Here is a 22,872-nt window from a genome sequence, read left to right on the forward strand (position 1 = left end):
CACGCGTTTTCACACAGCCTGGGCCAATAGCGGACCTAATCAGGTCTCATGAAATAGTAGGCTGGGCCTCCTAGTCTGGCAGCAGTTCTAGTGTTCGAGCACGAAAAAGATCACCTCGCGGAACACATAGGCCGCCGTGCCCCAGACCAGCAGGCTGGCGGCGCCGATACCCACGAACCACAACAGACGGCGTCCGGTTTCATTCATGACGACTCCGACTTATCCGGCAGCTAGTGATAGCCCATGTCACGGCTGACCTTGCCCCGAAATATCCAGTACGACCACCCCGTATAGAACAGGATGAACGGCAACAGGATCACCAGGCCCACGAGCAGAAAACTCTGTGTTTCCGGCGGCGAGGCAGCGTTCCATATGGTCAGATGCGGCGGAATGATATGCGGCCAGAAGCTCGCCGCGAGCCCGCCATAGCCGACGATGAACATCGCCAACGAAAGCAGAAAAGGCGCGTACTCCCGCCGCCGGCTCACGCTCCAGTACAAGAAATACGACACCACGATCGCGGCGATCGGGAACGGCACCAGCAACAGCGCATGCGGGAAACCGAACCAGCGCTCGGCATAGTTGCCGTCGAGGAACGGCACATAGATGCTCACCACCGCCATGAACACGATCACGGCCGTCAACAGTACGCGCGACCAGCCATAGGCGCGCCGCTGCAACAGGCCGGTGGTTTTCATCACCACCCAGGTCGCGCCCAGTAGTGCATAGCCGGCCACGAGTGCAGCGCCGGTAAGCATCGTGAAGCCCGAAAACCAGTCGAACGCGCCGCCGACATACTGGGCGCCGTTGGCCTCGATGCCCTGCACGATCGCCCCGAGGGTTACGCCCTGGAAGAACGTCGCGATCACGGAGCCGAGATTGAACGCCAGATTCCAGCCGAGCTTGCGCCGCGCCTTGAAACGGAACTCGAACGCCACGCCGCGAAAGATCAACGCGATCAGCATGCCGGTGAGCGGCAGATAGAGCGCCGGCAACAATACCGTATAGGCCGGCGGAAACGCGGCCAGCAGCGCCACGCCGCCGAGGACCAGCCAGGTTTCGTTGCCGTCCCAGATCGGCGCGACCGAGTTCATCATGATGTCGCGTTCGGCCTCGCCATAGGCCACGCCGCAGAGGATGCCGATGCCGAGCACGAAGCCGTCCAGCAGCACGTACATGATCACGCCGAAGCCGATTATGCCGAACCAGATCAGCGGCAGGATTTCGATCAACGTCATGACTTCTCTCCCACCGGCTCGTTGGGATACGACAACGGCCGGGCCGGGGTCGCATACGGGTCGGGCACCGGGTGCGCAGGCGCTTTTTCAGGCCCGGTACGCACCACGCGCACGATGTAATACAGCCCGGCGCCGAAGACGATGCCGTAGACGATCACGAACGTGATCAGCGTCGCCAACACGCTCGGCGCGCCCACCGGCGAGAGCGAATCCGACGTGCGCAGCAGGCCATAGACGGTATAAGGCTGGCGCCCGATCTCGGTCGTGATCCAGCCCGCCAATACGGCGATGAAGCCCGAGGGAATCATCGCCACCAGATACCGATGATAGGCGCGCGAGTCGAGCAGCCGGCCGCGAAACGCCAGCCACAGCCCGAGCATGCCGGCGAGCAGCATGAGCAGGCCCAGCCCCACCATGATCCGGAACGAAAAGAAGATCGGCGCGACCGGCGGGCGCTCGCTTGGCGGGAAATCCTTGAGGCCGACCAGTTTGCCGTTCCATTCATGGGTGAGAATCAGACTGGCGAGATTCGGCACCGCGATCTCGTAGTGGTTGGTTTCGTTCTCGGCATCCGGCCAGGCGAACAGCGCCAGGGCGGCGCCTTCTTCGGTATCCCAATGCGCTTCCATGGCCGCGATCTTGGCCGGCTGGTATTCCAGCGTCTTCAGGCCGTGGAAATCGCCGGCGACGATCTGCAACGGTGTGACGATGGATACGAACGCCACACCCATGATCAGCATTACCCGCGAGGCCTCGTGGGCGGTGCCTTTCAGCCGGTACCAGGCGCCCACGCCCAAAATCACGAAGGCGGTGGTCAGATACGCCGCCAGCACCATGTGCACGAGCCGATACGGAAACGACGGGTTGAACACAATCGCCCACCAGTCGGTGGGATAGAACACGCCGTCGCGCAGCTCGTAGCCGGCGGGCGTATGCATCCAGGAGTTGGCCGACAGAATCCAGAACGCCGACAGCATGGTGCCGATCGCCACCATCGCGGTGGCAAAGAAATGCAGCTTCGGGCCCACCTTGTTCCAGCCGAACAACATGATGCCGAGGAAGGTCGCCTCCAGGAAAAAGGCCGTCAGCACTTCATAGGAGAACAGCGGCCCCAGCACCGGCGCGGTGGCTTCGGCGAACACCGACCAGTTGGTGCCGAACTGAAAGCTCATCACGATGCCGGAAACCACGCCCATGCCGAACGACACGGCAAAGATCTTCACCCAGAACTGGTAGAGCCGGCGAAACACGTCGCGACCGGTGAACAGGTGCATGCCTTCGCACATCGCCAGCCAGCTCGCCAGGCCGATGGTGAAGGCCGGGAACAGGATATGAAACGACACCACGAACGCGAACTGTATTCGCGACAGGATTTCCGGATCGAGAGCCATGCTTTTCACCTAGGAAGCTGCTTATCGAAGTATACCGGAGGGGGTATATAGCGTCACTATTCAATCGCGACTTAAATTACATGGCGGCTACGGAGAATAAGTCGGACCGCAGGAAGACGCTCGATTCAGATATGACGCACCAAGGAGGCTGTCAATGTATAATTTAGTAAGGCTTATTTCCTAGCTAGTAAACACAATGTCCGAAAATGCCGACATCCTTCCTTTCGACCAGGAATGGGAAGCCAGCAAGTCCGCACTCATTCGGCGTCTGAAACGCGTCGAGGGGCAAGTTCGCGGCTTGCAGGCTATGCTGGAACGTGATGCCGAATGCGAGGACGTAGCGGTTCAAATGACCGCTGCCCGCAAAGCGCTCGACCGTACCTTCTATAACATGCTGTCCTGCGTAATCGAGCGAGAGCTGTCTTGCCAGAAGCTTGATGCGGCCGATGCGCGCGAGCGTCTTAAGTACGCTACGGAGCTATTGTCACGCTACGGCTAGGTACGAGTTGCCGAAAGAAACCGATCGGCTAGCCACCCGCCCAATAATATGGCGGGGAGAAAGATAGCGGCTTCTCGAAAGTTGAATACCAAGGCTGCCAAGGCCGGTCCGGGGCAATAACCTGCTAGCCCCCAGCCAACTCCAAAGAGGGCGGCGCCCGATAGTAATCGTCGATCGATAGTCAGCGAGCTGGGTCGGTGGAATGTAGACCCGAATAGCGGGCGTATCCGTTTTCCCAAGAAAGCATTCGTAAGGCTGAATACGGCGAGAGCCATGGCCATGACCAGAGCAAGGCTCGGATCCCACCGGCCGACGGGATCCAGAAAAGCGAGCACTTTCTCCGGGTTCACCATTCCAGAAATCGTCAGCCCGATACCAAAGACCAGGCCGGACGCTAGCGTGATCACGTACTGCATCCGCTCAGCCCGTAAAAAGATGTCGCGTGATAACCGCTGTAACCACGCCGCAGATAAAGAAGACAAGGGTGGCAGCAATGGATCGCGTCGAACCGCGCCCAATTCCGCACACGCCGTGGCCGCTGGTGCAGCCTGACCCTAATCGTGTGCCCATGCCAACCAGCACTCCGCCCGCTATGAGCAGAGGCGTCGGAAAGTTCGTGCGTTCCGGCACGGCGTTCGCGCTGAATAGGGCGATTAGTACAGCGCCGCCGACTATGCCAACCAGGAACATACCTCGCCGCATACGGTCGTCCGTGCGACGCCTTACGACACCGTGCAAATGGCCGGAGATTCCAGCAATACGGCCCGTTCCGATCCATAGCAATGCCGCCGCCGCGCCGATAAGCGCCCCGCCGGCCGACGCAGTCAGCGGCGTGAAATCAAACACGTCGAACACGAAGTTATTCCGTTAGATCCGGGCGTGGCTTGGGTTTCGGCCAGTGCCAGTCCAGTCCGCGTAGCATGACCTGCCAGTACAAGGCCGGGAAAAATTGGCTTTTGACTGGCCAGTACATTCGCCGCGAAGTCCGCGGATCCAGTGGAAAACTAGAGACCACTTCACCACCGTAGCGGAACTCGGCCAGCATGACCTTGCCATGCGCGACCGTGAGTGGGCACGCCCCGTAACCGTCGTAAGCACGTTTTTTAGCCGATTCCCCCAGGGCCGCGCGCAGTTCAGCGACCACGACTGGGAACTGGCGGCGTACGGCGGCCATGGTCTTCGCATTGGGGGTGTCGGTGCAGTCACCCAAAGCCAGCACATTATCGTAGCGGGTATGCGTGAGCCGGTTCTTATCGACGGTGACCCAGCCGGCGTCGCCCGCGAGTGGACTTCCCTTGATAACGTCCGGCGCAGACTGCGGCGGCACCACGTGGAGCATGTCGAAAGCACGCGTTACTGGCCCATCGTCAGTCGAAAAGGTGGCTTCGTGCTTTTCACCGTCCACGGCCACTAGATTGTGTTTGAAATAGGGCGTCGCTCCATACGAAGCAATAACTTTATCGAGCTCCCGTGCATAGGCGGGGACCCCGAACATCGCACCGCCTTGATTATAGAACCCGATCTCCGCCGATATCCCGCGTTTGCGCAGCGTATCGGCGGTCAAGTAAAGCGCTTTCTGCGGAGCGCCGGCGCACTTGATTGGCATAGCTGGCTGCGTAAACAACGCCTTGGCGCCATGGGTCAGCGATTGGGCCAACTCGTGGGTATAGGGTGCGAGGTCGTATCGATAGTTCGAGGTTACGCCGTTGCGCCCCAGAGTCTCGGAGAGACCCTCAATGGCTTGCCAGTCGATCTGGAGGCCTAGTGCCACTACCAAAAAGTCATAGGTAACTGACTCGCCGGAGGCCAACTCGACGCGATTTTCGTCCGGTGCGAACGCACTGATCGTGGCCCGGATCCAGCGGGCCTTGTCCGGCATAACTTCTTCCTCGCGCCGCTTTGTGTCTTCGGCCCGCATGTCGCCACCACCTACGAGCGTCCAGCCCGGCTGGTAGTAATGCACGTCGCTCGCCTCGATTACAGCGACATCAAGTTGAGGCGATTGCCTCAGTAGGGCGGCGGCGACTGATAGCCCGGCTGTACCACCGCCCGCGACAACGACGCGATGATGGCTTGTGTTGCTCGACATGATTTACTCCGTCTTGCTACGTATACCCCTAAGGGTATAATAGAACCCGAAGGCATTTGCAAATAACCGATTCTTAGGTTGGTGCAATTCTGGTTTCCACAGATTAGAAGGAAGACAACCATGGCGAGCGGCACTCCGGAAGTCGTCGGATTCTTCGACGAAAAGACTTTCAGCGTTCAGTACGTCTGTGTCGATACAGTCAGCAAACGCTGTGCGATCATCGACCCGGTACTGAACTACGACGAGAAATCGGCGAGCACGAGCACGGAATCCGCCGATGAGATCGCGGCGTTCGTGCAGTCGCGCGGGCTCACGGTCGACTGGATTCTGGACACACATCCGCATGCGGACCATCTCTCGGCAGCGATCTATCTTCAGGGGCTTTTCGACGCGCCGCGCGCGATCGGCGAGCACGTCATCGACGTCCAAAAGCTCTGGAAGAAGATCTACAACTTCGGTGACGACTTCAAAACTGACGGACACCAGTGGGATCGGCTTTTTGGCGATGGCGACACGTTCACTGTCGGCGAGCTTGAGGCGAGGGTAATGTATTCGCCGGGTCATACCCTGGCCTCGATCACCTACGTGATCGGCGATGCCGCGTTCGTGCACGACACGCTGTTCCAGCCCGACTTCGGTACCGCACGAGCAGATTTCCCAGGCGGCGATGCAGCCACACTCTATCGCTCGATCCAGGCCATTCTTGAGTTGCCGGACGAGACTCGCCTTTTCACCGGTCATGACTACATGCCGGATGGGCGAGAACCGCGCTGGGAGTCCACGGTGGGCGAACAGCGGGAGCGTAACCCGCATCTGCAGAACATGGACGAATCCGCGTATACGGCCTTGCGAAACAAGCGTGATGCGGAACTACCGCTGCCCGCGCTCATGCTCGCCGCGCTTCAGATCAATACGCGGGGAGGGCGCCTCCCTACGCCGGAGAATAACGGCACCGCGTACCTGAAGATCCCAGTGAACGCCTTCTAAAGAGAGCGAGGCAATGCGCATCGTTCCTCACCGACGAGCCGGAGCAAGTCGCACACCTACTCATTCAGCATCTGGAGAACGATATGAGCTCGATTAACACCGGAATAGATGAAGAAGGTCGGATGAACACCGGCGAAGGTTTGAAAAAACTGCTCGCTGATTCGTATACGTTGTATCTGCAAACGCACAACTTCCATTGGAACGTAACCGGCCCGCGATTTCGCGAGCTGCATCTTATGTTCGAGGAGCAGTACACGGAGTTGGCTACGGCCGTGGACGAGATCGCGGAGCGCATACGCTCGCTCGATCAGGTCGCGCCGGGTACATATCGCCAGTTCTCGACTTTGAGCTCGATCTCCGAGGTCGAAGACGTGCCTAATGCAGACCGTATGGTCGAGGTTCTAGGTGCGGGACATGAAAAGGTCGTGATGACATGCCGGGATGTACTGCAACGCGCACAGCATGCCGGCGACGAGTCTTCGGCGGCTCTTGTCTCTGATCGTATGCGCGTGCATGAGAAGACAGCTTGGATGTTGCGGGCGATGGCTAGCTAAGAGAGCGTACGAACATTCTTACTGGGGCACGACGGCGTAGCCGCGACTTTGAAAGATCACCAGATCGCTGAGCGCCGACAATGCAACATCGACCTCATTGTTGACCCATGACTGATCGAACGCATGCTTTGCGAGCGCCTGGCCACATACGTGCAGGGTGACGCCCGCCTTGCGTAGGGCGGCGATCAGCGCGGTGTTGGGGTTGGCCTGTCCGAACTGCTTCTCGTATTGGGCGTCATTCAAAATACTAGGGGTCGCTGGCCCGTGAACCACGACCACGAAGTCGAGTTTTTCAGTGGGCACGCCGGCCGATGCGAACACGTTCACGGCCCGTGCGACGTGTTCCAAGCCCGGGTTCAGCTGGTCGGGTCTTTTCGCTGCTCTGGTTACATCGAACACGGCTTTGTGCTCGGCCTCGACCGAGGGCTGGTTGGCTGCATGGGGGAGCGACTTGATGCCGCCATAGCCTTCGATGGCCGGGTAGTGCCAGTCGTCCCCTGCGGCCCAAGCGGGACCAACACTAGCCAATGCGACACTCAAAATGATGAGAGTTGTACGAAACATTGGGGTCATAACGAGCTCCTTTATGCATAACTGAATGGTTGAACACTGGGCTGGGCGCGCTCGACCCAGTGCCTCCCAAAGCTCTGGGTCAATGTCAGCCCGGCTGTGCCGGATATCGTTTTATACGGCCGACCCATGCGACTCCAAGCCGGGCAGTCTTCGTTCGAGCGTTAGGCGGCACTCGAGAATTTGAACAGCGGTGGGCTTAGCCGACGCGGTCGTAGATGACGACGATTGCCGTGCCGAAAGCCCTGATCAGGGTTTAGGTCCCAGAATCTTCTCTACGTCGTCGCCGCGTGGCATGCCCTGTTTGAGTCCGATATCCCCGTTGGTCTTGCGATAGAGAATCGTCGGCGTGGCGAAATAGCCCAAAGCCTCCATGAGGGTGTTGTTGTCCTGGACCTTGTCGCGAGCGGCGCCCGAAATATTTTCGGCGACTTCGATACCGCCGGCGGCGTAGTTGCGCTCCTGGCGTTCCAGTGCAGCCTCTGGATCATCAGCGCCGACGATCGTGGCGGCCTTCGGCACGCTGTCGGCTTTGAGAATACCGACCATGACGTGGCGGATCTGGACGTCACCCGCTTCCACCCAGGGGCGTGCTGTCTGCCAGAACTGGTTGCAGTAAGGGCAGTTCGGATCGGTGATCTCGTAGACGATACGGGGCGCGTCGGCGTCACCGTCACGGACCCAAGTGGCGTCTTCCAACTGGTCCCAAGCCTTCTTGTTCTGCGGTCCCGACGATATACGCTCCAGAGGGTCGGCCGTCAGATTGTTGCCATGTTCGTCGACTAGTGTGCCGAGTACTGCATGCTTACCGTCCTCCGTTACATAAATCGCCATGGGCCGGCCCTGGACGGTAGCGGCGTATCCGGTCAGCCCGCTTGGGGCATCGAAAGAGCCGAGAATATTCATTCCACGATCCTCCATCGCCGCCACGGGCGCCGGTGAATCGGATTCTTCTTCGGGGGCGGCCCATGCGACCAGCGCGTACATGCCGATGGCGGTAGCGGTGATCGTCAGGATTAGAGATAGTCGTGCAGTTCTGGTCATGGTTGTTCCTCATTATTGTGAGAAGAAGCAGTGGGCGCCGTGTCGAAACGTTCGAGAGCGGCGGTGAGAGTCGCGCGCGACAGCTGGCCCAGATGGCTGTCGACCAAACGCCCGTCGCCGTCGTAGAACAGTGTCGTAGGCAATGCGGCTGAGCCGGCCTGCTTGGCCAGATGCCCGCCCGAATCGCGCAGCACGTGTTCGATGTGTAGATCCTGGCTGTCCAGGAAACTCTGGATGGTGGGCGTTGCCTCGGCTTGGTTCGCGAACACGAACAGCACATCATCGCGCTCGTTCTGGGCGGCCTCGAGAACGGGCATCTCCGCACGGCAGGGCGGACACCAGGTCGCCCATAGATTGACCACCATCGGCCGGCTCTCGGCTTCGGCCTGTAGCGTAGCGAGATCGGTGGCGCGGCCATCCAGCGTCTGCAGCCGTGCCTCGGGCAGGCTCGCCGCCTGCTGTTCGATCAGGGTGAGCGCGCCGCCGGTCAGCCCCCAGGCGAGGCCGCCGGCGACCAGTGCGGCGGCCAGCGGTGCGCGCAGCAGCGGCCGGCGCCAGACCACGAAGCTTGCGTAAGCGGCCATGCCCAGCAGCCCGCCGATCGCATCGAAACCGCCGTCACGAATGTCGAAAATGCCCAGCGGCGCCGGGCGGTATTCGCCGAAATAGCGGATCACGAACACCAGCCGGGCCGCCACCGCGCCGGCCAGCGCCAGGTTGAACAGCGTGTCGGTGATCGGCACTTCACGCCGGCGCGCGGCAACCTTGCCGGCTATCAACGCCGTAATCAGCGCGAAAAGCATCAGGGCATGGGCGACCGAGATCGCCAGCGGGCCGAGGTTGAAGGACAGCATCAGGAATTCTCCAAGTCGTCACGTGCGCGCTCGAGGTGATCGAGGAAGGCCTCGGCGTCCAGCTCGCCGACGATGCGCGCGCTGCGGGCCTCTTCGCCGTCCGGGCCGATCAGCAGCAGGGTGGGTGGGCCGACGACGCCGTAGTGGCCCATCAGCGCGCGGTCGGCGGCGTCGTTGTCGGTCACGTCCGGGCGCAGCAGCTGCACGTCGTCCAGTGCCGCCTGTACGCGGGCGTCGCCGAAGACTTCGGATTCGATCACCTTGCACGAGATACACCAGTCGGCGTAGAAATCCACGACCGTCCAGCGGCCGTTTTCGCCGGCCTTGGCCACTTGCGCATCAAGAGCGTCGAGATCGGACACGGGCTCAAAACGGGCCATGAAGTCGTCTGTCTGCGCACCGGCTTCGCCGCCCGCGTCGGTCGTGTTCGCGGGCGCGCCGGCAAAGGCCAGCGGCCGCATCGGATCGCTGGCGCCACCGGCGGCGCCGATCACCAGCAGCGCGCCCCAGAGGCCGATCAGAAGGCCGGCTACGCGCGCGATCATCGCTAGCGGTAGCGTCGCCTGGGCGGCGCGCAGCGCGACCTGATAGAGCGTGGTGCCGATGGCGAGCAGCCACGCGCCCCACAGTCCGAGCATCCAGGGGGCGGGCGTCACGCGGGCGACGAACCACAGCGCCATGCCCAGCAGGACGAAACCGAACACCGCCTTCACGCCGTTCATCCACGGCCCCGGGCGTGGCAGGAATCGGGCCCCGAGGCTGCCGGCGAGGACCAGCGGCGCGCCCATGCCCAGGCCGAGCGCGAACAGCGCGCTGCCGCCGATTAGCACGTCGCCGGATTCGGCGATGAACAGCAGCGCCCCGGCCAGCGGCGCGGTCATACACGGGCCGACGATCAGCGCCGATAGTGCGCCCATGACCGCCGCGCCGCCGAGGCTTCCGCCGCGCTGGGCGCTGCTGGCGCGATCCAGCCGGTTACGCAGGGCCGCCGGCAGCTGCAACTCGTAGACGCCGAACATCGCCAGCGCGAGTGCCACAAACACGAGCGCGAATGCGCCCAGCACCCAGGGGGTCTGAAGTGCGGCCTGCAAGTTGGCGCCGGCCAGCGCCGCGGCGACGCCGAGTAGGGCATAGGTCAACGCCATCGGCAGCACATAGGCCAGCGACAGCGTCAGGCCGCGCCGGCCGCGCGCGCCGCTGCCCACGATCAAACTGGTCAGGATTGGAACCATGGGCAGTACGCAGGGTGTGAATACCAGCAGCAGCCCGAGCCCGAAGAACACCAGTAGCACCCAGGCCGTGTTGCTGTCTGACAGCTGCGCGGCCAACGACTGGTCCTCGCCGAGGGCGTCGGATTTCCCAGCTTTGGCTTGCGTCGTCGTAGTGCCGGCGCCTTCGTCGTTCGAGTCCACGGGGGCGGCCGTGCCGCCGCCCAAGTTGTAGTCGGCCAGATCCAGCGTTGCGCGCTGCGGTGGATAGCATAGGCCGGCCTCCGCACAGCCCTGCCAGGTCAATTCGACGGTTTCAGCGTTACCGGGGTCGACGCGGACCGCGACCGAGTCGTGATATACCTCGGATTTGCCGAAGAATTCGTCCTCGATGGGCTGGCCGTGCGGCATCTCGACGGCGGCCACAGGTGCCGGTTTGCCGGCAAAATCGAATTGATGCCGATACAAATAGTAGCCGTCAGCGATCGTCCAGCTTACGGTCAGCGTGTCGTCCGCGTTGACCGAGACGTCATAAGTAAAGGCCTCGCCCACGGAAAGGAAATCGTTTGACGAAGCCGTACCGGCGGCCAGCGCACTGGGACCGCACAACAAAATCAAGACCACAATGGCCAGCCGACGATACGGGAAAAGAGTCATCTAACGCGCTCCTGTCTGCACTGATGCACAAGATAAGGACCGCGGTTAAGTCAGGATTAAAAAGCTTCTCGCATCAGCAACGGCGCTAGGTGATGATCCACCAGCAACGCCGTGAACAGTGCCATCAGGTAGAAGATCGAATAGCCGAAGGTGCGCATCGCCAGCCCCGGCTTCGGCGCGTATTTCAGCCGGATAGCGTAGATCAGGAACCAGCCGGACAGGCCGATCGCGCTGATCAGATACAACGGTCCGCTCATGCCGGTCGCGAACGGCAGCAGCGACACGATGAACAGCAGCACCGTATAGAGCAGCACCTGGGTACGGGTGTACTCGAGCCCGTGCGTAACCGGCAACATCGGAATATCGACCTCCGCATATTCGCGATGGCGCTCGATCGCTAGCGCCCAGAAATGCGGTGGCGTCCAGATGAAGATGATCAGGAACAGGATCAACGCGTGCACGTCGACTGTTCCGGTGACGGCGACCCATCCGAGCACCGGCGGAGCCGCCCCTGCCGCACCGCCAATGACGATGTTCTGTGGCGTCGCACGCTTGAGATAGACGGTATAGACGCCGGCATAGCCGACCAGCGTGACCAGCGTTAGCCAGGCGGTCAGTGGGTTGACCAGCCAGAGCAGGATCGCCATGCCGATCAGCCCGATGGCGGCGGCAAAACGCGCCGACTGCACCATGTCCAGATGGCCAGTGACCAACGGGCGCTTGCGGGTACGCGCCATGCGCTGATCGGCCTTGCGATCGAGCATCTGGTTAACCGCGGCGGCGGAAGCTGCCATCAGCCCGATGCCGAGCGTGCCGAAAAGAAGTGCATCGATCGGCACCATACCGGGCGTGGCCAGAAACATGCCCACCATCGCGGTGAACACGATCAGAAGCACCACGCGCGGCTTGCACAGCTCGTAGTAATCAGTAAGACGCGTAGGCATGCGCATTATTGAATCGATGCGCACGAAGAATAGCGCGCTACGCCAGCTCGCGCGGGTCGATCTTCGGCGGCTGCTCGAAGGTGTGGTACGGCGCGGGCGATGCCACTGTCCATTCCAAACCTCGTGCGCCTTCCCATACACGTCCGGTCGCCTTCTTCCCGGCACCGCGCATGCACATGATCATGTTGTAGATGAACACGAACTGCCCGAGGAAGAACAGCAGTGCGCCCAGCGACGAGATCATGTTGAAATCGGTGAACTGCACCGCGTAATCCGGGATACGACGCGGCATGCCGGCCAGACCCAGGAAGTGCTGCGGGAAGAACAGTACGTTGATCCAGACCGCACTCCACCAGAAATGGAACTGGCCGAGCTTCTCGTTGTACATCACGCCGGTCCACTTCGGAATCCAGTAGTAGATGGCTGCGATGATCGAGAAGATCGCGCCCGGCACCAGCACATAGTGGAAGTGCGCGACCACGAAGTAGGAATCGTGATACTGGAAGTCGACCGGGGTGAGCGCCAGCATCAGGCCCGAAAAGCCACCGATGGTGAACAGCACTACGAAACCGAGCGCGAACAGCATCGGCGTCTCGAAGGTCATCGAGCCACGCCACATGGTTGCAACCCAGTTGAACACCTTCACGCCTGTCGGCACGGCGATGAGCATGGTCGCGAACATGAAGAACAACTCGGCGGAGACCGGCATGCCCACGGTAAACATGTGATGCGCCCACACGATGAAGCTAAGGAACGCAATCGAGGCCACGGCGTAGACCATCGAGTCATGCCCGAACAGCGCCTTGCGGGCGAACGTCGGGATGATGGTCGACACGATGCCGAAGGCCGGCAAAATCATGATGTAGACCTCCGGATGCCCGAAAAACCAGAAGATGTGCTGGAACAGGACCGGGTCGCCACCACCCGCGGCATCGAAGAAGGTCGTGCCGAAGAAGTGGTCGGTCAGCAGCATGGTCACTGCACCGGCAAGCACGGGCATGACCGCGATCAGCAGATAGGCCGTAATCAGCCAGGTCCACACGAACAGCGGCATCTTGAGCAGCGGCATGTCCGGGGCGCGCATGTTCAGGATCGTGACCACGATGTTGATCGCGCCCGTGATCGACGAGATGCCGGCCAGATGGATGGCAAACACCATCAGCGGCAGCGCGTTACCGGTCTGCATGACCAGCGGCGGATACATGGTCCAGCCCGAAGCCGGCGCACCACCGGAAACGAACAGCGTGCCCAGCAGCATCGAGAACGCGAACGGCAGGATCCAGAAACCCCAGTTGTTCACGCGCGGCAGCGCAAGATCGGAACAACCGATCATCATCGGCACCATCCAGTTCGCAAGCCCCACGAACGCCGGCATGACGCCGCCAAAGATCATCACCAGCGCGTGCAGCGTGATCATCTCGTTATAGAAGCCGGGATCGACAAACTGGATGCCCGGCGCGAACAGCTCGGCTCGGATTATCAGCGACATCACGCCGCCGATGAACAGCATGGTCAGCGAAAAGATCAGGTACAGCGTGCCCAGATCCTTATGGTTCGTGGTGCCGATCCAGCGTTTCATCCACGGCCATACGCCATCGGCCAGCGTCACCGGCCCGTGGTGGTGATCGTCATGACCGTGGTGGTCGTGGGTATCGGTCGGATTGACAGTACTCATCACAAACTCTCCAATTCGTAGCGCCCGACTTAGCTCGTTACTCCGTGACTAAGATTCGATCGAGCGAGCGGTAACCCACTCCTTTAGCCGTTCGGCCACCTCAGCCCGTTCCTCTTCAGTCAGGAGGGCCCCGATCTCGCAGCCGTGCCCGTGGCGTGTTACGAGAAGGCGCGACCGGCCATTTCGATGAACACTGCTGGAAAGCCGAACTTGTGTGAGTAGACGCGGAAATTCCCATTGGCGCTCGGGCTTAGCAGTACCCGCGACGATCTCAATACGTTCGTCGGTGATCGACACGATTTCCCGGTAGCTGTTCGCTTTAACGCTCGCATAGAGAGCGGTGCCGAGGGCCGCCATCTCAAGGCCGGCGAAGGGCAGAACTGGCCAGAGCCCTAACGTCATAAAAAACAGAGCGACAGAGAAAGAAACGCCGCACATGGCTAAGAAGCACCACTGTGCCTGTGCTCTCGTCAGCGATGCATTCGGGGCGATGACGAGACGACGGGTGGGCGTGTTGGATATTGCGTCGACCATAGCGATCTGGCTTCTATGGCAATATGGCTCGTGTTCAATAACATATACCCGTACGGGGATATAAACAATGGTCATGCAGGCAAACCTTTGCCCGCGGTTAATCCTCACTTCATCGGCTTCGGGATCATCCCAAGTACGCAAGAAAGAACTACTGAATGCATATACTTCTAATCGAAGACGATGCGCTAGTCGGGGCCGGTATTCGTTCTGCGCTCGAAACCGTTGGGTACACGGTCGATTGGGCGACAAGTGGGGAAGAGGCGCGGTTAGCTTTGAGTGCGGTGGCGAGCGATATCGCCATACTCGATCTCGGTTTACCGGATATGGACGGCGTCGCGTTATTAAGGGATTGGCGCAAGCGCGGTGTCGCGCTCCCAGTGCTAGTCCTGACAGCGCGTGATGGTCTGGCGGATCGTGTAACCGGGCTGCAAGCGGGTGCAGATGATTATTTACTGAAGCCCTTCGATCTCGATGAACTTATCGCGAGAGTACAGGCACTGCTAAGGCGGGCAGGGGGCCACGCCGGACCGATTGTCGAGCATGGTCCAATCACCCTCGATCCCACGACGCAAACAGTGTATTGCGAGGAGCGGGAGGTTGAACTCACCCGCCGCGAATATGCGCTCCTGTCCAAGCTTCTGCATGCCCGGCGATCAATTCTTACCGCTGAGCAACTTAAGGATGCCCTCTACGGTATTGAGGCCGAGGTCGAAAGTAATGCGATCAACGTCCATATCTATCATCTGCGGCAAAAGCTAGGCGCTGGCCTCGTGCGCACGGTGCGGGGCTTGGGTTATCGGTTGGGTAACGCTTCGGACATCGGTAAGCGGAGCAGGCCTTGAGTCTACGCTGGCGTCTTTTATTAACGCTGGGCCTGTCCTTTGCGGCGCTGTGGGGGCTCGTTGCCGTCTGGCTATATAGCGACTTGCAAGATCAGGTGCGCGATACATTGGACCAGCGTCTGGCTGCTTCCGCCCGGATGGTGGCGGGCCTGGTCGCCCAATTGCCCGACTCGGCCTGGCAAAATACGGGCGACCCTGTTCTTTCGGTACCGAGCAGCGCTGGCGTAGCGTGTCAGATCAATGCGCCCAGCGGACGCGTTCTGATGCGCACCCACGGCCAATTCGACGATGGCCTGGAGTCGCCGGCACCCGGTTTCACCGACCGCGATATCGACGGCGAACGCTGGCGCTTGTTCACCTACGTTCAGAACGGCGTGCATATCACTACCGCTGACCGACTCGTCGAGCGTAGCGCCCTCCAACGCAACGTGATCGCGGTCGCAGCTGTGCCCTTTGCCGTAGCACTGCTCGGCAGTCTGGTAGTGCTCTGGTTCGGTATAAGACGCGGACTCCGCCCGCTCGAGCGTTTGCGTGGTGAACTGTCCCGACGAGCGCCGGATACACTCACACCAGTCGAAATCGATGATGCGCCCACAGAGCTCCGACCTGCGGTCGATACGCTCAACCAGCTGCTCGTCCGAACCGGCGAGACGCTCGCCCGCGAACAGCGTTTCACCAGCGATGCCGCACACGAACTGCGCACTCCGCTGACGGCAATCAAGACTCATGTTCAGCTTGCCAAGCGGCTTGACGGAGATAAGGCTTACGCCGCGCTCGCGCAGGCCGAGGCCGGTATCGCGCGGCTGCAGCGCACGCTCGAGCAATTGTTACTGCTCGCACGGGTCGAGGCTGGTGAGTCGCATTTCGATATGGCGCAGGCGACGAGTTCGGCGATCGCAACCGCGGCGTTGGCTGATCTGCCAAACGGCGGGCGCGTGGGGATTCATGAGAATGGTGTGGCGATACCCGTTGCGGTGCCCAAAGCGTTGGCCACCGCCGCTCTGCGCAATCTGCTCGATAACGCGCTGCGGCATACGCGAGCCGATCGTGAAGTCTCGCTGGCCATTGAGGTCAAAGCGGCGCGCGTGACGTTCGTCGTTTGCGATCAGGGTGATTGGCCTGCCGATCGTGACACGCAACCCCTGACCCAGCGCTTCTGGCGTGGCGAGGCGACGCGCGCGGGCGCCGGCAGCGGTTTGGGTCTAACCATTGCTGCCGCGATTGCCCAGCGCTTTGCCGGCGAGCTCGTCTTCGAGCCACGTCCCGGCGGCGGCTTGGCGGTGCGTCTTTCCTGGCCCCGAGCGGCACCGTCTTAGACGTGACCGGCCGATGACTCAAGCCGATGTCCTCACCAAATGGATCGTATATCGAGAACCGATCTAGTCGTTCAAAGTGGCGTCTCAGAATAGGAGGCGCAGGGTTTTCCCGGATACAGTCCTTAGCGGCAAGACCTTATGTTGGGTCTGCGTAACATAGAGGCATCTAGGAGATAGTAGTGAGGAATTCGGCATTGCCTGACGTGGTGGGCGTTGCGGCGCTGAGCACGATTTTACTGGCCGGTTGCACAGGTATGGGACGTACTGGGCCCGCTGCGGAAGTCGATGGCAGTCCCGACAGCATGAAAACGAACGTGCTCGAGGCCGGTGCAGACGCGTTACAGACCGATGCGCCGACGGATCAACTCGATATTTATCTGGTCGGGTTCCACCCGATGAAGAACAAACCAGAAGAGCAGTTTGAGGCGCATCACTTTTGCCAGCAGGTGAACGAAGATTTCGCACAATGCTCGCTCTATGACGGTAATACGTCCCACGCGAACATGACGGGTATCGAATACATAATTTCCGAAAAACTGTTCAAGCGGCTACCGGAGAAGGAAAAGCAGTACTGGCATCCGCATAACGGTGAAATTCTTTCGGGCCAGCTTGTCGCGCCCAATCTTCCCGAAGCGGCTGACCACGAGCTGATGAAGGAGAAGATGAACAGCTACGGCAAAACTTGGCATACCTGGAATACAACGCATAGTGCTGAAGGAAAGGTGCAATTACCCTTAGGCGAACCGTCTCTGGCGTGGTCGTTCAACCGCTTCGGTGAGCCCAAACCTGGGTTGGTCGAGGATCGTGATAAGCGAATGAATATCGATACGGCCGACCGTCGGCGGAATCGGCAGGATCTGCTGCCTTTGGCGAAACCGCAGCAGGGCGTGGATGTGCTCAAAGGGCAGTTTCCGCGAGGCGCCCAGGCGATCCCGGGTGTCGAAGATAAGTCGTCAAACGCGCAATCGCAGTGAATGCATGCAGATCGAGGGGCTGAGCCTTAGGCCCTCGATCATTTTCGGGTGCCTGTCGAAGCCTTACGGTTGGGGAGCGGGGACTTTATTCCCGTGCAACGCGTGACCTCGTATCGCCAGGGCGCAACGTTTGTATCCAAATAGCGCTTATTTGGCGGGGTGTTTGCTAGCGAGCCCACGGAAGTGCCAAGTGAGTGGTTTCGGCCCCTGGATATAGCCGGCGTCGAGCGTGTCTATGGAAAAGCCTGCGTCGGTCAGTAACTCGGGTACGTTGCGATCCAGGTGACAACCGCCTGCAATATGCCGCCACGCCGGCGTGAGGCGCTGCTGCCAACGGGCCACTTTCGCCTCCGGCGAGCGGCCATGCTCGCAGAACAACATGGTGCCGTTCGGTTTGAGCACGCGGCGCATTTCGCGCAGGGCTAAGGACGGATCGGGAATACTGCACAGGCTATAAGTCACCAGAACGGTGTCGAAATGATCGTCTTCGGCCGGTATCTGTTCGGCGCTAACGGCCATTAGCGATACGGATAGGCGCGTTTCGGACAGCCGGCGCCGCGCACGCGGATGCATTTCAGCCGCGGGATCAAGCCCGACGATCGTATCCACGTTCGCTGGGTTGTAGTGGGGCAGGTTACGGCCGGTCCCGATACCGATTTCGAGCACACGCCCGCGCGCCTGAGGAACCAGACGCGCGCGTTCACGCTCTACGGCAGGCAGGCCGCACGCGCAATCAAGCACGTGCGGCAGGATATAGCGGTTGTACAGACCCATGCGGCAGACTCAGTCGAGTTTCTTTTGTATCGCGGCGAACAGGGGCGACTCGGGGTTTAGGCCCGCATCCAAGCCGACCTGAAGCGCTTCGTCCGCGTTTTTACCCTGAAGGTAGCGTGCACGATAGGCCATAAGCCCGCCCACGCGGTTCGAGCTCCCGCAATGCACGATTGCCGGGCGCTGATCCTCTGCGAGTGCTGCGTCAAGCGTGCGCGCACTCGCGTCGTTGATGTCCTCGGGGCCGGCGACAGGAATATGAACGTAATGCATTCCTGCATCGGCTATCAGCGCGGCTTCATCGAACTCATCGAATTCGCCGGCGGGCCGCAGATTGACGACGGTTCGCACACCGCCAGCCAACGCTTCTTTCAGCTGTGCCGCTGACGGCTGGCCGGCTGCGACCACGTTGTTCTCAAGCGGGTGGGCATTGGCTATGTTCGAAGCGTAATCGGTCATGGGGTCTCCTTCGGTTCGAATGCGCGATTGGTCACGGCTGGTTCACCTTGGCGGCCGTTCCCGAGGGTGGGGCATCTTGACCGAGCACGACGCCGTTCACGGTCTGGCCGTACATCGAGTGCTCGCCGTGATATTGCTCCGCGGTCTCGCTGACCGATCCGGTGAAACGCGGATCCTGCGGGCGCTCTTGGCTATCGATAAATCGGGCCACATCCCAAGCCTGTTGATCGGATAGCGTCGCCGCGCCCAGCGGCATGTTGGCCTTGATGAAACCGGCGGCGGTGTTCACGCGATGCATGCCCGCGCCCCAGTTGTAGGAGCGCGGTCCCCACAGAGGCGGAAACGCCAGACTGCCGTCCGCCGCTCGCTGACCTTGCCCGTCACTGCCATGACACAGGGCGCAGTGGTCGGCGAACACCTGTTTGCCGCGTGTGAAGCTTGGTGGCTGTTCGGGGGCCTCGAGTTCGGGATAGCCGCGCCCCGGGAGATTCTTGGCAACCGGCGCGCCGCTGGCCAGCCAATAGGCATAGGACTCGAGCGCGACGAGCACCTCGTCACCGCGCGGCGGCGGTGTGCCGTTCATGCTGTAGCGAAAACAGCCTTGGATACGCTCGGCGAAATCGTTGACGTGCTTGTTCTTGCCACGATACGCGGGGTACATCGCCCACGCCGCCCAGAGCGGCGCGGAATCCGGCCGACGGCCTTCGTCTAGATGGCAATTGGCACATTGCAGGTCGTTACCGACGAATTGATCGGCGTGCTGCTGCGTGTCGGTGAAGATGTCGCGGCCTTTACGAACCATGGCGCCGAACTCGTCGTCCGGGATCTCGCTGCGTGCGGGTGGGGCAAAATCGTCAGCCGCACTCGCAGCGCCGGGCTGCGCCGCGCCCGGAAGCGGTTCGCTTCTCTCGGACGCCGCGTTACCCGATACAGCCACGTCCTCAGATTTCGTGGCGCTCTCTGTCGTGTCGCCTCTAGCTGCGGGAGCGGCGTTCGCAGTTTTTGCCTGTGCTGGCGTCGGCGCGCTCTGATCCCGCGTGCCAACCCAGAAAATAACTGCGGCGAGCATGGCAAACGACACCGCGACCGTTAAAAGCGGAATACGATTACTCATGATCTAGCCCCTTGGCGGGTGCCGGTGATTGCGCAGCGAAGTATTGGGCGACTGGCTTGATATCCGATTCGTCCAACTTAGCGGCGATCGACGCCATCAAACCCATGGGCCCGCCGGGTCGCTTGCCATTGCGCCAGGCCCGCAACTGACCTTCGAGATAAGCTGCTGGTTGGCCGGCGAGGGCGGGGAAGTGCTCGCCCACACCCACACCCGCCGGGCCATGGCATTGGACACACGCGGGAATATCGTTCGCCCAACGGCCATGTTCCGCGAGCTCGGCGCCAGTATCGGGTGGGTTATCCGATTGTCCTTTGCTTGCCTGCGCGCCTTCTGCGGAAAGCTGACTGTAATAGGTGGCCATCGCGCTTCGCTGGTCCGTGGACAACGCACTAGCAATCGGCTGCATGACCGCATTCTCGCGCGCGCCGCTGGCGAAGGCGTCGAGCTGCGCCTCGAGATAGGGCGCGCCGAGCCCGGCAAGGCGGGGAAAGCCGGCGGCCGCATTGCCTTCGCCATGCGCGCCATGGCAGCTACTACAGGGCGCGATGTTCTCGCCGAGGCCTTGATTCGCTATATCGCTTGGACTTGCCTGTACCCAAGGCGAGACCGATAGAAGCCACACAAGCGCAGAAAGGGTGCATTTACGTATTGCCATTGTTAGAGCCTCCGCTTGGACCATTACATCGTACCCCTACACGTATCTGTATACTACCGAGGCATAAAGATAGAGCAATTAGTTCTATAGAAATTGATATCCAGATGGTGGATGAGCGCCATGAGTGTGATTTTCGGAGTTCTTGTAGGCCTTGCCCTTGGCCTGACAGGCGGAGGCGGTTCGATTTTCGCAGTGCCGCTATTGATTTACGGCCTCGGCGAACCGGCGCAGGCTGCGATAGCGGTATCGCTCGGCGCAGTCGCAATTACCGCGGCGTTTGGCGCAGCAGAGTCTTATTGGCGGGGCTTAATCGAGCTCAGGGCAGGACTCATCTTTGCAGTGGCAGGAGTTGCGACTGCGCCCGTCGGGGTCTATCTGGGCGATCTAGTTGACGAAGCTACGATTACGGCGCTATTCGCTGGCGTGATGATCCTCGTGGCTACAAGGATGTTTCGAAGCGCGCGCCGTGCGGGTGATGACTCGAAAGTCGTACGGGCGAGGCCGGCCGCCGACGCTCATGACGACCCGGGCACCGTTTGTCACTACAGCCGCGATGGCCAACTCCGGCTGAACGCGCCATGTAGCGCAGCGCTTGTAGCCGTCGGAGTTCTCGTCGGTGTCCTCTCCGGCTTTTTCGGCGTGGGTGGCGGCTTTCTAATCGTACCGGCGCTGATCATGATCACCGAAATGGGAATTCACAGAGCGGTCGCGACTTCCCTTTTGGTGATTACGCTTATTGGGTTATCCGGACTCACATCAGCGGTTTTTTCCGGTCGTGATATCGACTGGGCACTGACCGGCTTATTCATACTCGGTGGTGTTTTGGGCATGATCGGAGGCCGTACGTTGTCACGGTATATAGCTGGTCCGTCGCTGCAACTGGCTTTTTCGATCGCCATGCTGCTCACTGCCGGCTACATGATCCTCAAAACGTTCTCGTAATTCAGGAATTACACTAGACCAATGGCCGCATTCGGCCCAGGCTGTGTGAAAACGCTCCCACCGGCTAAACTTCTCTCAGGCTATTGGCGGAGTGCTTGATGAGTCGTTTCGTGACTGGTGATGACCGCGCGCAGAGCGCTCTGCTGCCGGCAAGCCTCGACGACTACGTTACCGAGGACAATCCAGTCCGAGTGATTGATGTCTTCGTTGATAACCTCGACCTCACCGATCTGGGCTTTGAAGGCGTTGTCTCCCAAGTCACCGGGCGGCCCGGCTATCACCCCGCCACGATGCTCAAGATCTATATCTACGGGTACCTAAACCGTGTGCAATCCAGCCGACGACTGGAACGCGAGGCTCAACGCAACATAGAGCTCATGTGGTTGACCGGTCGTCTGGCGCCCGACTTCAAGACAATCGCGGACTTCCGCCGTAACAATGGCCCATCGATCCAACGCGTATGCCGCGAGTTCGTGATGCTGTGCCGTCGTCTCGACCTGTTCTCGCAAGCGCTGGTGGCCATCGACGGCAGCAAGTTCAAAGCTGTTAATAGCCGCGATCGCAATTTCACCCGCGCCAAGGTCAAGCGACGCATCGAGCAGATCGAAGCCAGTGTCGCGCGCTACCTGTCAGAACTCGAAAGCGCCGACCGTCAGCGTCAGAGTGATACCACCGAAGCCCGGGCAACAAAACTTCGAGACAAGATCGACACGCTGCGATCGGAAATGCAGCGCATGCAGGCAATGGCGAAGGCCGTAGCAGCAGCGCCCGACCAACAGATCTCATTGACTGATCCAGACGCACGCTCCATAGCGACGGGCGGCAAGGGCTCGGGGATGGTGGGCTACAACGTCCAATCGACTGTCGATGCCGAACACCATCTGATCGTGGATCACGAGGTCACCAACGTCGGCCACGATCGCTCGCAGCTGCAGCCGATGGCGGATCGAGCCCGCTCAGTCATGCAGACTGATACCCTGGCCGCAGTCGCCGACCGCGGTTACTTCAACGGCGAACAGATCGTGGCCTGCGAGAGGGCCGGCATCCAGGTTCACGTGCCCAAGCCGCAGACCTCTAACAGCCAGGCCCAAGGCCGGTTCGGTAAGCGCGACTTCATCTACGAACCCGATAGCGACACCTATCGTTGCCCGGCCAATCAGACCTTGGTCTGGCGCTTTACCACGGTGGAGAAAGGCCAGACGCTCCATTGCTACTGGAGCTCAGCCTGCGAGACGTGTGCGATCAAGGCGCAGTGCACGTCGGCGGCGCAACGCCGCGTCAAGCGATGGGAGCACGAGTCAGTGCTCGAGACCATGCAGCAACGCCTGGATCAGGATCCGAATCTGATGCGGATACGGCGACAGACGGTCGAGCATCCCTTCGGCACGCTCAAGTACTGGATGGGCTCAACACACTTCCTGATGCGCACGCTCGCGCATGTGCGAACGGAAATGAGTCTGCATGTGCTGGCCTACAATCTGAAACGCGTGATGCGAATCGTCGGGATCGGGCCGTTGATGCGGGCAATGGCTGCCTGAGCGTGCTCGTTCCCTTT

General features: G+C 60.6%; 24 protein-coding genes. 8 read left to right on the top strand and 16 right to left on the bottom strand.

From position 1 onward, the window contains the following. Nucleotides 1-230: 230 nt before the first annotated feature. Nucleotides 231-1,238: a cytochrome d ubiquinol oxidase subunit II gene (gene cydB / locus C84B14_RS17425; RefSeq protein ID WP_280637646.1), complete on the bottom strand. Its 1,008-nt coding sequence runs from the start codon at nucleotides 1,236-1,238 to the stop codon at nucleotides 231-233. Next, nucleotides 1,235-2,629 carry a cytochrome ubiquinol oxidase subunit I gene (locus C84B14_RS17430; RefSeq protein ID WP_209065025.1) on the bottom strand — a complete coding sequence of 465 codons (1,395 nt, stop codon included), beginning with the start codon at nucleotides 2,627-2,629 and terminating at the stop codon, nucleotides 1,235-1,237. The genes cydB and C84B14_RS17430 overlap by 4 nt, the downstream gene beginning before the upstream one ends. 196 nt (nucleotides 2,630-2,825) lie before the next feature. Here C84B14_RS17430 and C84B14_RS17435 point away from each other — a divergent pair, with 196 nt between their 5' ends. After that, a complete protein-coding gene (locus C84B14_RS17435) occupies nucleotides 2,826-3,128 on the top strand; it encodes a metal-sensing transcriptional repressor (RefSeq protein WP_209065014.1) in 303 nt (100 codons plus the stop codon). Here the strand turns inward: C84B14_RS17435 and C84B14_RS17440 are convergent. The 3 genes from C84B14_RS17440 to C84B14_RS17450 are packed head-to-tail and all read right to left on the bottom strand — an operon-like array spanning nucleotide 3,125 to nucleotide 5,217. After that, entirely contained in the window at nucleotides 3,125-3,544 is a 420-nt protein-coding gene (locus C84B14_RS17440) for a DUF6691 family protein (RefSeq protein WP_348523053.1), read from the bottom strand. The two genes, C84B14_RS17435 and C84B14_RS17440, sit on opposite strands and share 4 nt — an antisense overlap. Before the next feature lie 4 nt (nucleotides 3,545-3,548). Next, a complete protein-coding gene (locus C84B14_RS17445; RefSeq protein WP_209065012.1) occupies nucleotides 3,549-3,983 on the bottom strand; it encodes a YeeE/YedE family protein in 435 nt (144 codons plus the stop codon). Nucleotides 3,984-3,987: 4 nt separating this feature from the next. Next, a complete protein-coding gene (locus tag C84B14_RS17450) occupies nucleotides 3,988-5,217 on the bottom strand; it encodes an NAD(P)/FAD-dependent oxidoreductase (protein ID WP_209065010.1) in 1,230 nt (409 codons plus the stop codon). A gap of 120 nt (nucleotides 5,218-5,337) precedes the next feature. Here C84B14_RS17450 and C84B14_RS17455 point away from each other — a divergent pair, with 120 nt between their 5' ends. Further along, entirely contained in the window at nucleotides 5,338-6,204 is an 867-nt protein-coding gene (locus C84B14_RS17455) for an MBL fold metallo-hydrolase (RefSeq protein ID WP_353225992.1), read from the top strand. A gap of 83 nt (nucleotides 6,205-6,287) precedes the next feature. Next, nucleotides 6,288-6,758 (top strand): Dps family protein, encoded by a 471-nt coding sequence (locus C84B14_RS17460; protein ID WP_353225994.1) that lies wholly within the window; start codon nucleotides 6,288-6,290, stop codon nucleotides 6,756-6,758. Between the two features lie 18 nt (nucleotides 6,759-6,776). On the opposite strand, the gene C84B14_RS17465 is transcribed toward C84B14_RS17460, so the two are convergent. The 7 genes from C84B14_RS17465 to C84B14_RS17495 form a co-directional block, all read right to left on the bottom strand. Next, nucleotides 6,777-7,331, bottom strand: coding sequence for a DsrE family protein (locus C84B14_RS17465; protein ID WP_353225996.1), 555 nt, complete (start codon nucleotides 7,329-7,331; stop codon nucleotides 6,777-6,779). A gap of 246 nt (nucleotides 7,332-7,577) precedes the next feature. Next, nucleotides 7,578-8,372 carry a thiol:disulfide interchange protein DsbG gene (gene dsbG, locus C84B14_RS17470; protein WP_353225998.1) on the bottom strand — a complete coding sequence of 265 codons (795 nt, stop codon included), beginning with the start codon at nucleotides 8,370-8,372 and terminating at the stop codon, nucleotides 7,578-7,580. Further along, nucleotides 8,369-9,226: a prolipoprotein diacylglyceryl transferase family protein gene (locus C84B14_RS17475; protein ID WP_353226000.1), complete on the bottom strand. Its 858-nt coding sequence runs from the start codon at nucleotides 9,224-9,226 to the stop codon at nucleotides 8,369-8,371. The genes dsbG and C84B14_RS17475 overlap by 4 nt, the downstream gene beginning before the upstream one ends. Beyond that, nucleotides 9,226-11,091: a protein-disulfide reductase DsbD gene (gene dsbD, locus C84B14_RS17480; RefSeq protein WP_348767895.1), complete on the bottom strand. Its 1,866-nt coding sequence runs from the start codon at nucleotides 11,089-11,091 to the stop codon at nucleotides 9,226-9,228. Before dsbD ends, C84B14_RS17475 begins: the two co-directional genes overlap by 1 nt. A gap of 56 nt (nucleotides 11,092-11,147) precedes the next feature. Continuing rightward, a complete protein-coding gene (cyoE, locus tag C84B14_RS17485; RefSeq protein WP_348767896.1) occupies nucleotides 11,148-12,035 on the bottom strand; it encodes a heme o synthase in 888 nt (295 codons plus the stop codon). A gap of 37 nt (nucleotides 12,036-12,072) precedes the next feature. Next, nucleotides 12,073-13,710 (bottom strand): cytochrome c oxidase subunit I, encoded by a 1,638-nt coding sequence (gene ctaD, locus C84B14_RS17490; RefSeq protein ID WP_209064995.1) that lies wholly within the window; start codon nucleotides 13,708-13,710, stop codon nucleotides 12,073-12,075. A gap of 48 nt (nucleotides 13,711-13,758) precedes the next feature. Further along, on the bottom strand, nucleotides 13,759-14,319 hold the full coding sequence (locus C84B14_RS17495) for a DUF2244 domain-containing protein (protein ID WP_209064993.1): 561 nt from the start codon (nucleotides 14,317-14,319) through the stop codon (nucleotides 13,759-13,761). Between the two features lie 80 nt (nucleotides 14,320-14,399). Here C84B14_RS17495 and C84B14_RS17500 point away from each other — a divergent pair, with 80 nt between their 5' ends. The 3 genes from C84B14_RS17500 (at nucleotide 14,400) to C84B14_RS17510 (ending at nucleotide 17,376) form a co-directional block, all read left to right on the top strand. Beyond that, complete coding sequence (locus C84B14_RS17500) at nucleotides 14,400-15,086, top strand: response regulator (RefSeq protein WP_348767504.1); 687 nt, start codon at nucleotides 14,400-14,402, stop codon at nucleotides 15,084-15,086. After that, entirely contained in the window at nucleotides 15,083-16,402 is a 1,320-nt protein-coding gene (locus C84B14_RS17505) for a sensor histidine kinase (protein WP_348767505.1), read from the top strand. The genes C84B14_RS17500 and C84B14_RS17505 overlap by 4 nt, the downstream gene beginning before the upstream one ends. Nucleotides 16,403-16,656: 254 nt before the next feature. Beyond that, nucleotides 16,657-17,376 carry an OBAP family protein gene (locus C84B14_RS17510; protein WP_348767512.1) on the top strand — a complete coding sequence of 240 codons (720 nt, stop codon included), beginning with the start codon at nucleotides 16,657-16,659 and terminating at the stop codon, nucleotides 17,374-17,376. Between the two features lie 147 nt (nucleotides 17,377-17,523). On the opposite strand, the gene C84B14_RS17515 is transcribed toward C84B14_RS17510, so the two are convergent. From C84B14_RS17515 to C84B14_RS17530, 4 genes are read right to left on the bottom strand one after another with little or no spacing between them, the layout of a single operon-like run. After that, a complete protein-coding gene (locus tag C84B14_RS17515) occupies nucleotides 17,524-18,150 on the bottom strand; it encodes a class I SAM-dependent methyltransferase (RefSeq protein ID WP_348767506.1) in 627 nt (208 codons plus the stop codon). Between the two features lie 9 nt (nucleotides 18,151-18,159). After that, complete coding sequence (locus C84B14_RS17520; protein ID WP_348767507.1) at nucleotides 18,160-18,606, bottom strand: protein tyrosine phosphatase family protein; 447 nt, start codon at nucleotides 18,604-18,606, stop codon at nucleotides 18,160-18,162. 31 nt (nucleotides 18,607-18,637) lie between these two features. Continuing rightward, a complete protein-coding gene (locus C84B14_RS17525) occupies nucleotides 18,638-19,720 on the bottom strand; it encodes a c-type cytochrome (RefSeq protein WP_348767508.1) in 1,083 nt (360 codons plus the stop codon). After that, the gene (locus C84B14_RS17530; protein ID WP_348767509.1) at nucleotides 19,713-20,375 is read right to left on the bottom strand and encodes a c-type cytochrome; all 663 of its coding nucleotides are present in this window, start codon (nucleotides 20,373-20,375) and stop codon (nucleotides 19,713-19,715) included. Before C84B14_RS17530 ends, C84B14_RS17525 begins: the two co-directional genes overlap by 8 nt. Before the next feature lie 120 nt (nucleotides 20,376-20,495). On the opposite strand from C84B14_RS17530, the gene C84B14_RS17535 reads away from it, so the two are divergent. Continuing rightward, nucleotides 20,496-21,317, top strand: a complete 822-nt coding sequence (locus C84B14_RS17535; protein ID WP_348767510.1) for a sulfite exporter TauE/SafE family protein — start codon at nucleotides 20,496-20,498, stop codon at nucleotides 21,315-21,317. A gap of 98 nt (nucleotides 21,318-21,415) precedes the next feature. Continuing rightward, complete coding sequence (locus C84B14_RS17540; protein ID WP_353226004.1) at nucleotides 21,416-22,855, top strand: IS1182 family transposase; 1,440 nt, start codon at nucleotides 21,416-21,418, stop codon at nucleotides 22,853-22,855. Nucleotides 22,856-22,872 lie beyond the last annotated feature (17 nt).

Origin of the sequence: Salinisphaera sp. C84B14, assembly GCF_040361435.1 — a bacterium.
GTDB lineage: Bacteria > Pseudomonadota > Gammaproteobacteria > Nevskiales > Salinisphaeraceae > Salinisphaera.

What these genes read in the sequence shown, in the direction of transcription:
- cydB (WP_280637646.1), bottom strand. Translation starts at nt 1,238, where the DNA reads ATGACGTTGATCGAAATCCTGCCGCTGATCTGGTTCGGCATAATCGGC.
- C84B14_RS17430 (WP_209065025.1), bottom strand. Translation starts at nt 2,629, where the DNA reads ATGGCTCTCGATCCGGAAATCCTGTCGCGAATACAGTTCGCGTTCGTG.
- C84B14_RS17435 (WP_209065014.1), top strand. Translation starts at nt 2,826, where the DNA reads ATGTCCGAAAATGCCGACATCCTTCCTTTCGACCAGGAATGGGAAGCC.
- C84B14_RS17440 (WP_348523053.1), bottom strand. Translation starts at nt 3,544, where the DNA reads ATGCAGTACGTGATCACGCTAGCGTCCGGCCTGGTCTTTGGTATCGGG.
- C84B14_RS17450 (WP_209065010.1), bottom strand. Translation starts at nt 5,217, where the DNA reads ATGTCGAGCAACACAAGCCATCATCGCGTCGTTGTCGCGGGCGGTGGT.
- C84B14_RS17455 (WP_353225992.1), top strand. Translation starts at nt 5,338, where the DNA reads ATGGCGAGCGGCACTCCGGAAGTCGTCGGATTCTTCGACGAAAAGACT.
- C84B14_RS17460 (WP_353225994.1), top strand. Translation starts at nt 6,288, where the DNA reads ATGAGCTCGATTAACACCGGAATAGATGAAGAAGGTCGGATGAACACC.
- C84B14_RS17465 (WP_353225996.1), bottom strand. Translation starts at nt 7,331, where the DNA reads ATGACCCCAATGTTTCGTACAACTCTCATCATTTTGAGTGTCGCATTG.
- dsbG (WP_353225998.1), bottom strand. Translation starts at nt 8,372, where the DNA reads ATGACCAGAACTGCACGACTATCTCTAATCCTGACGATCACCGCTACC.
- C84B14_RS17475 (WP_353226000.1), bottom strand. Translation starts at nt 9,226, where the DNA reads ATGCTGTCCTTCAACCTCGGCCCGCTGGCGATCTCGGTCGCCCATGCC.
- dsbD (WP_348767895.1), bottom strand. Translation starts at nt 11,091, where the DNA reads ATGACTCTTTTCCCGTATCGTCGGCTGGCCATTGTGGTCTTGATTTTG.
- cyoE (WP_348767896.1), bottom strand. Translation starts at nt 12,035, where the DNA reads ATGCCTACGCGTCTTACTGATTACTACGAGCTGTGCAAGCCGCGCGTG.
- ctaD (WP_209064995.1), bottom strand. Translation starts at nt 13,710, where the DNA reads ATGAGTACTGTCAATCCGACCGATACCCACGACCACCACGGTCATGAC.
- C84B14_RS17495 (WP_209064993.1), bottom strand. Translation starts at nt 14,319, where the DNA reads ATGACCATTGTTTATATCCCCGTACGGGTATATGTTATTGAACACGAG.
- C84B14_RS17500 (WP_348767504.1), top strand. Translation starts at nt 14,400, where the DNA reads ATGCATATACTTCTAATCGAAGACGATGCGCTAGTCGGGGCCGGTATT.
- C84B14_RS17510 (WP_348767512.1), top strand. Translation starts at nt 16,657, where the DNA reads ATGGGACGTACTGGGCCCGCTGCGGAAGTCGATGGCAGTCCCGACAGC.
- C84B14_RS17515 (WP_348767506.1), bottom strand. Translation starts at nt 18,150, where the DNA reads ATGGGTCTGTACAACCGCTATATCCTGCCGCACGTGCTTGATTGCGCG.
- C84B14_RS17520 (WP_348767507.1), bottom strand. Translation starts at nt 18,606, where the DNA reads ATGACCGATTACGCTTCGAACATAGCCAATGCCCACCCGCTTGAGAAC.
- C84B14_RS17525 (WP_348767508.1), bottom strand. Translation starts at nt 19,720, where the DNA reads ATGAGTAATCGTATTCCGCTTTTAACGGTCGCGGTGTCGTTTGCCATG.
- C84B14_RS17530 (WP_348767509.1), bottom strand. Translation starts at nt 20,375, where the DNA reads ATGGCAATACGTAAATGCACCCTTTCTGCGCTTGTGTGGCTTCTATCG.
- C84B14_RS17535 (WP_348767510.1), top strand. Translation starts at nt 20,496, where the DNA reads ATGAGTGTGATTTTCGGAGTTCTTGTAGGCCTTGCCCTTGGCCTGACA.
- C84B14_RS17540 (WP_353226004.1), top strand. Translation starts at nt 21,416, where the DNA reads ATGAGTCGTTTCGTGACTGGTGATGACCGCGCGCAGAGCGCTCTGCTG.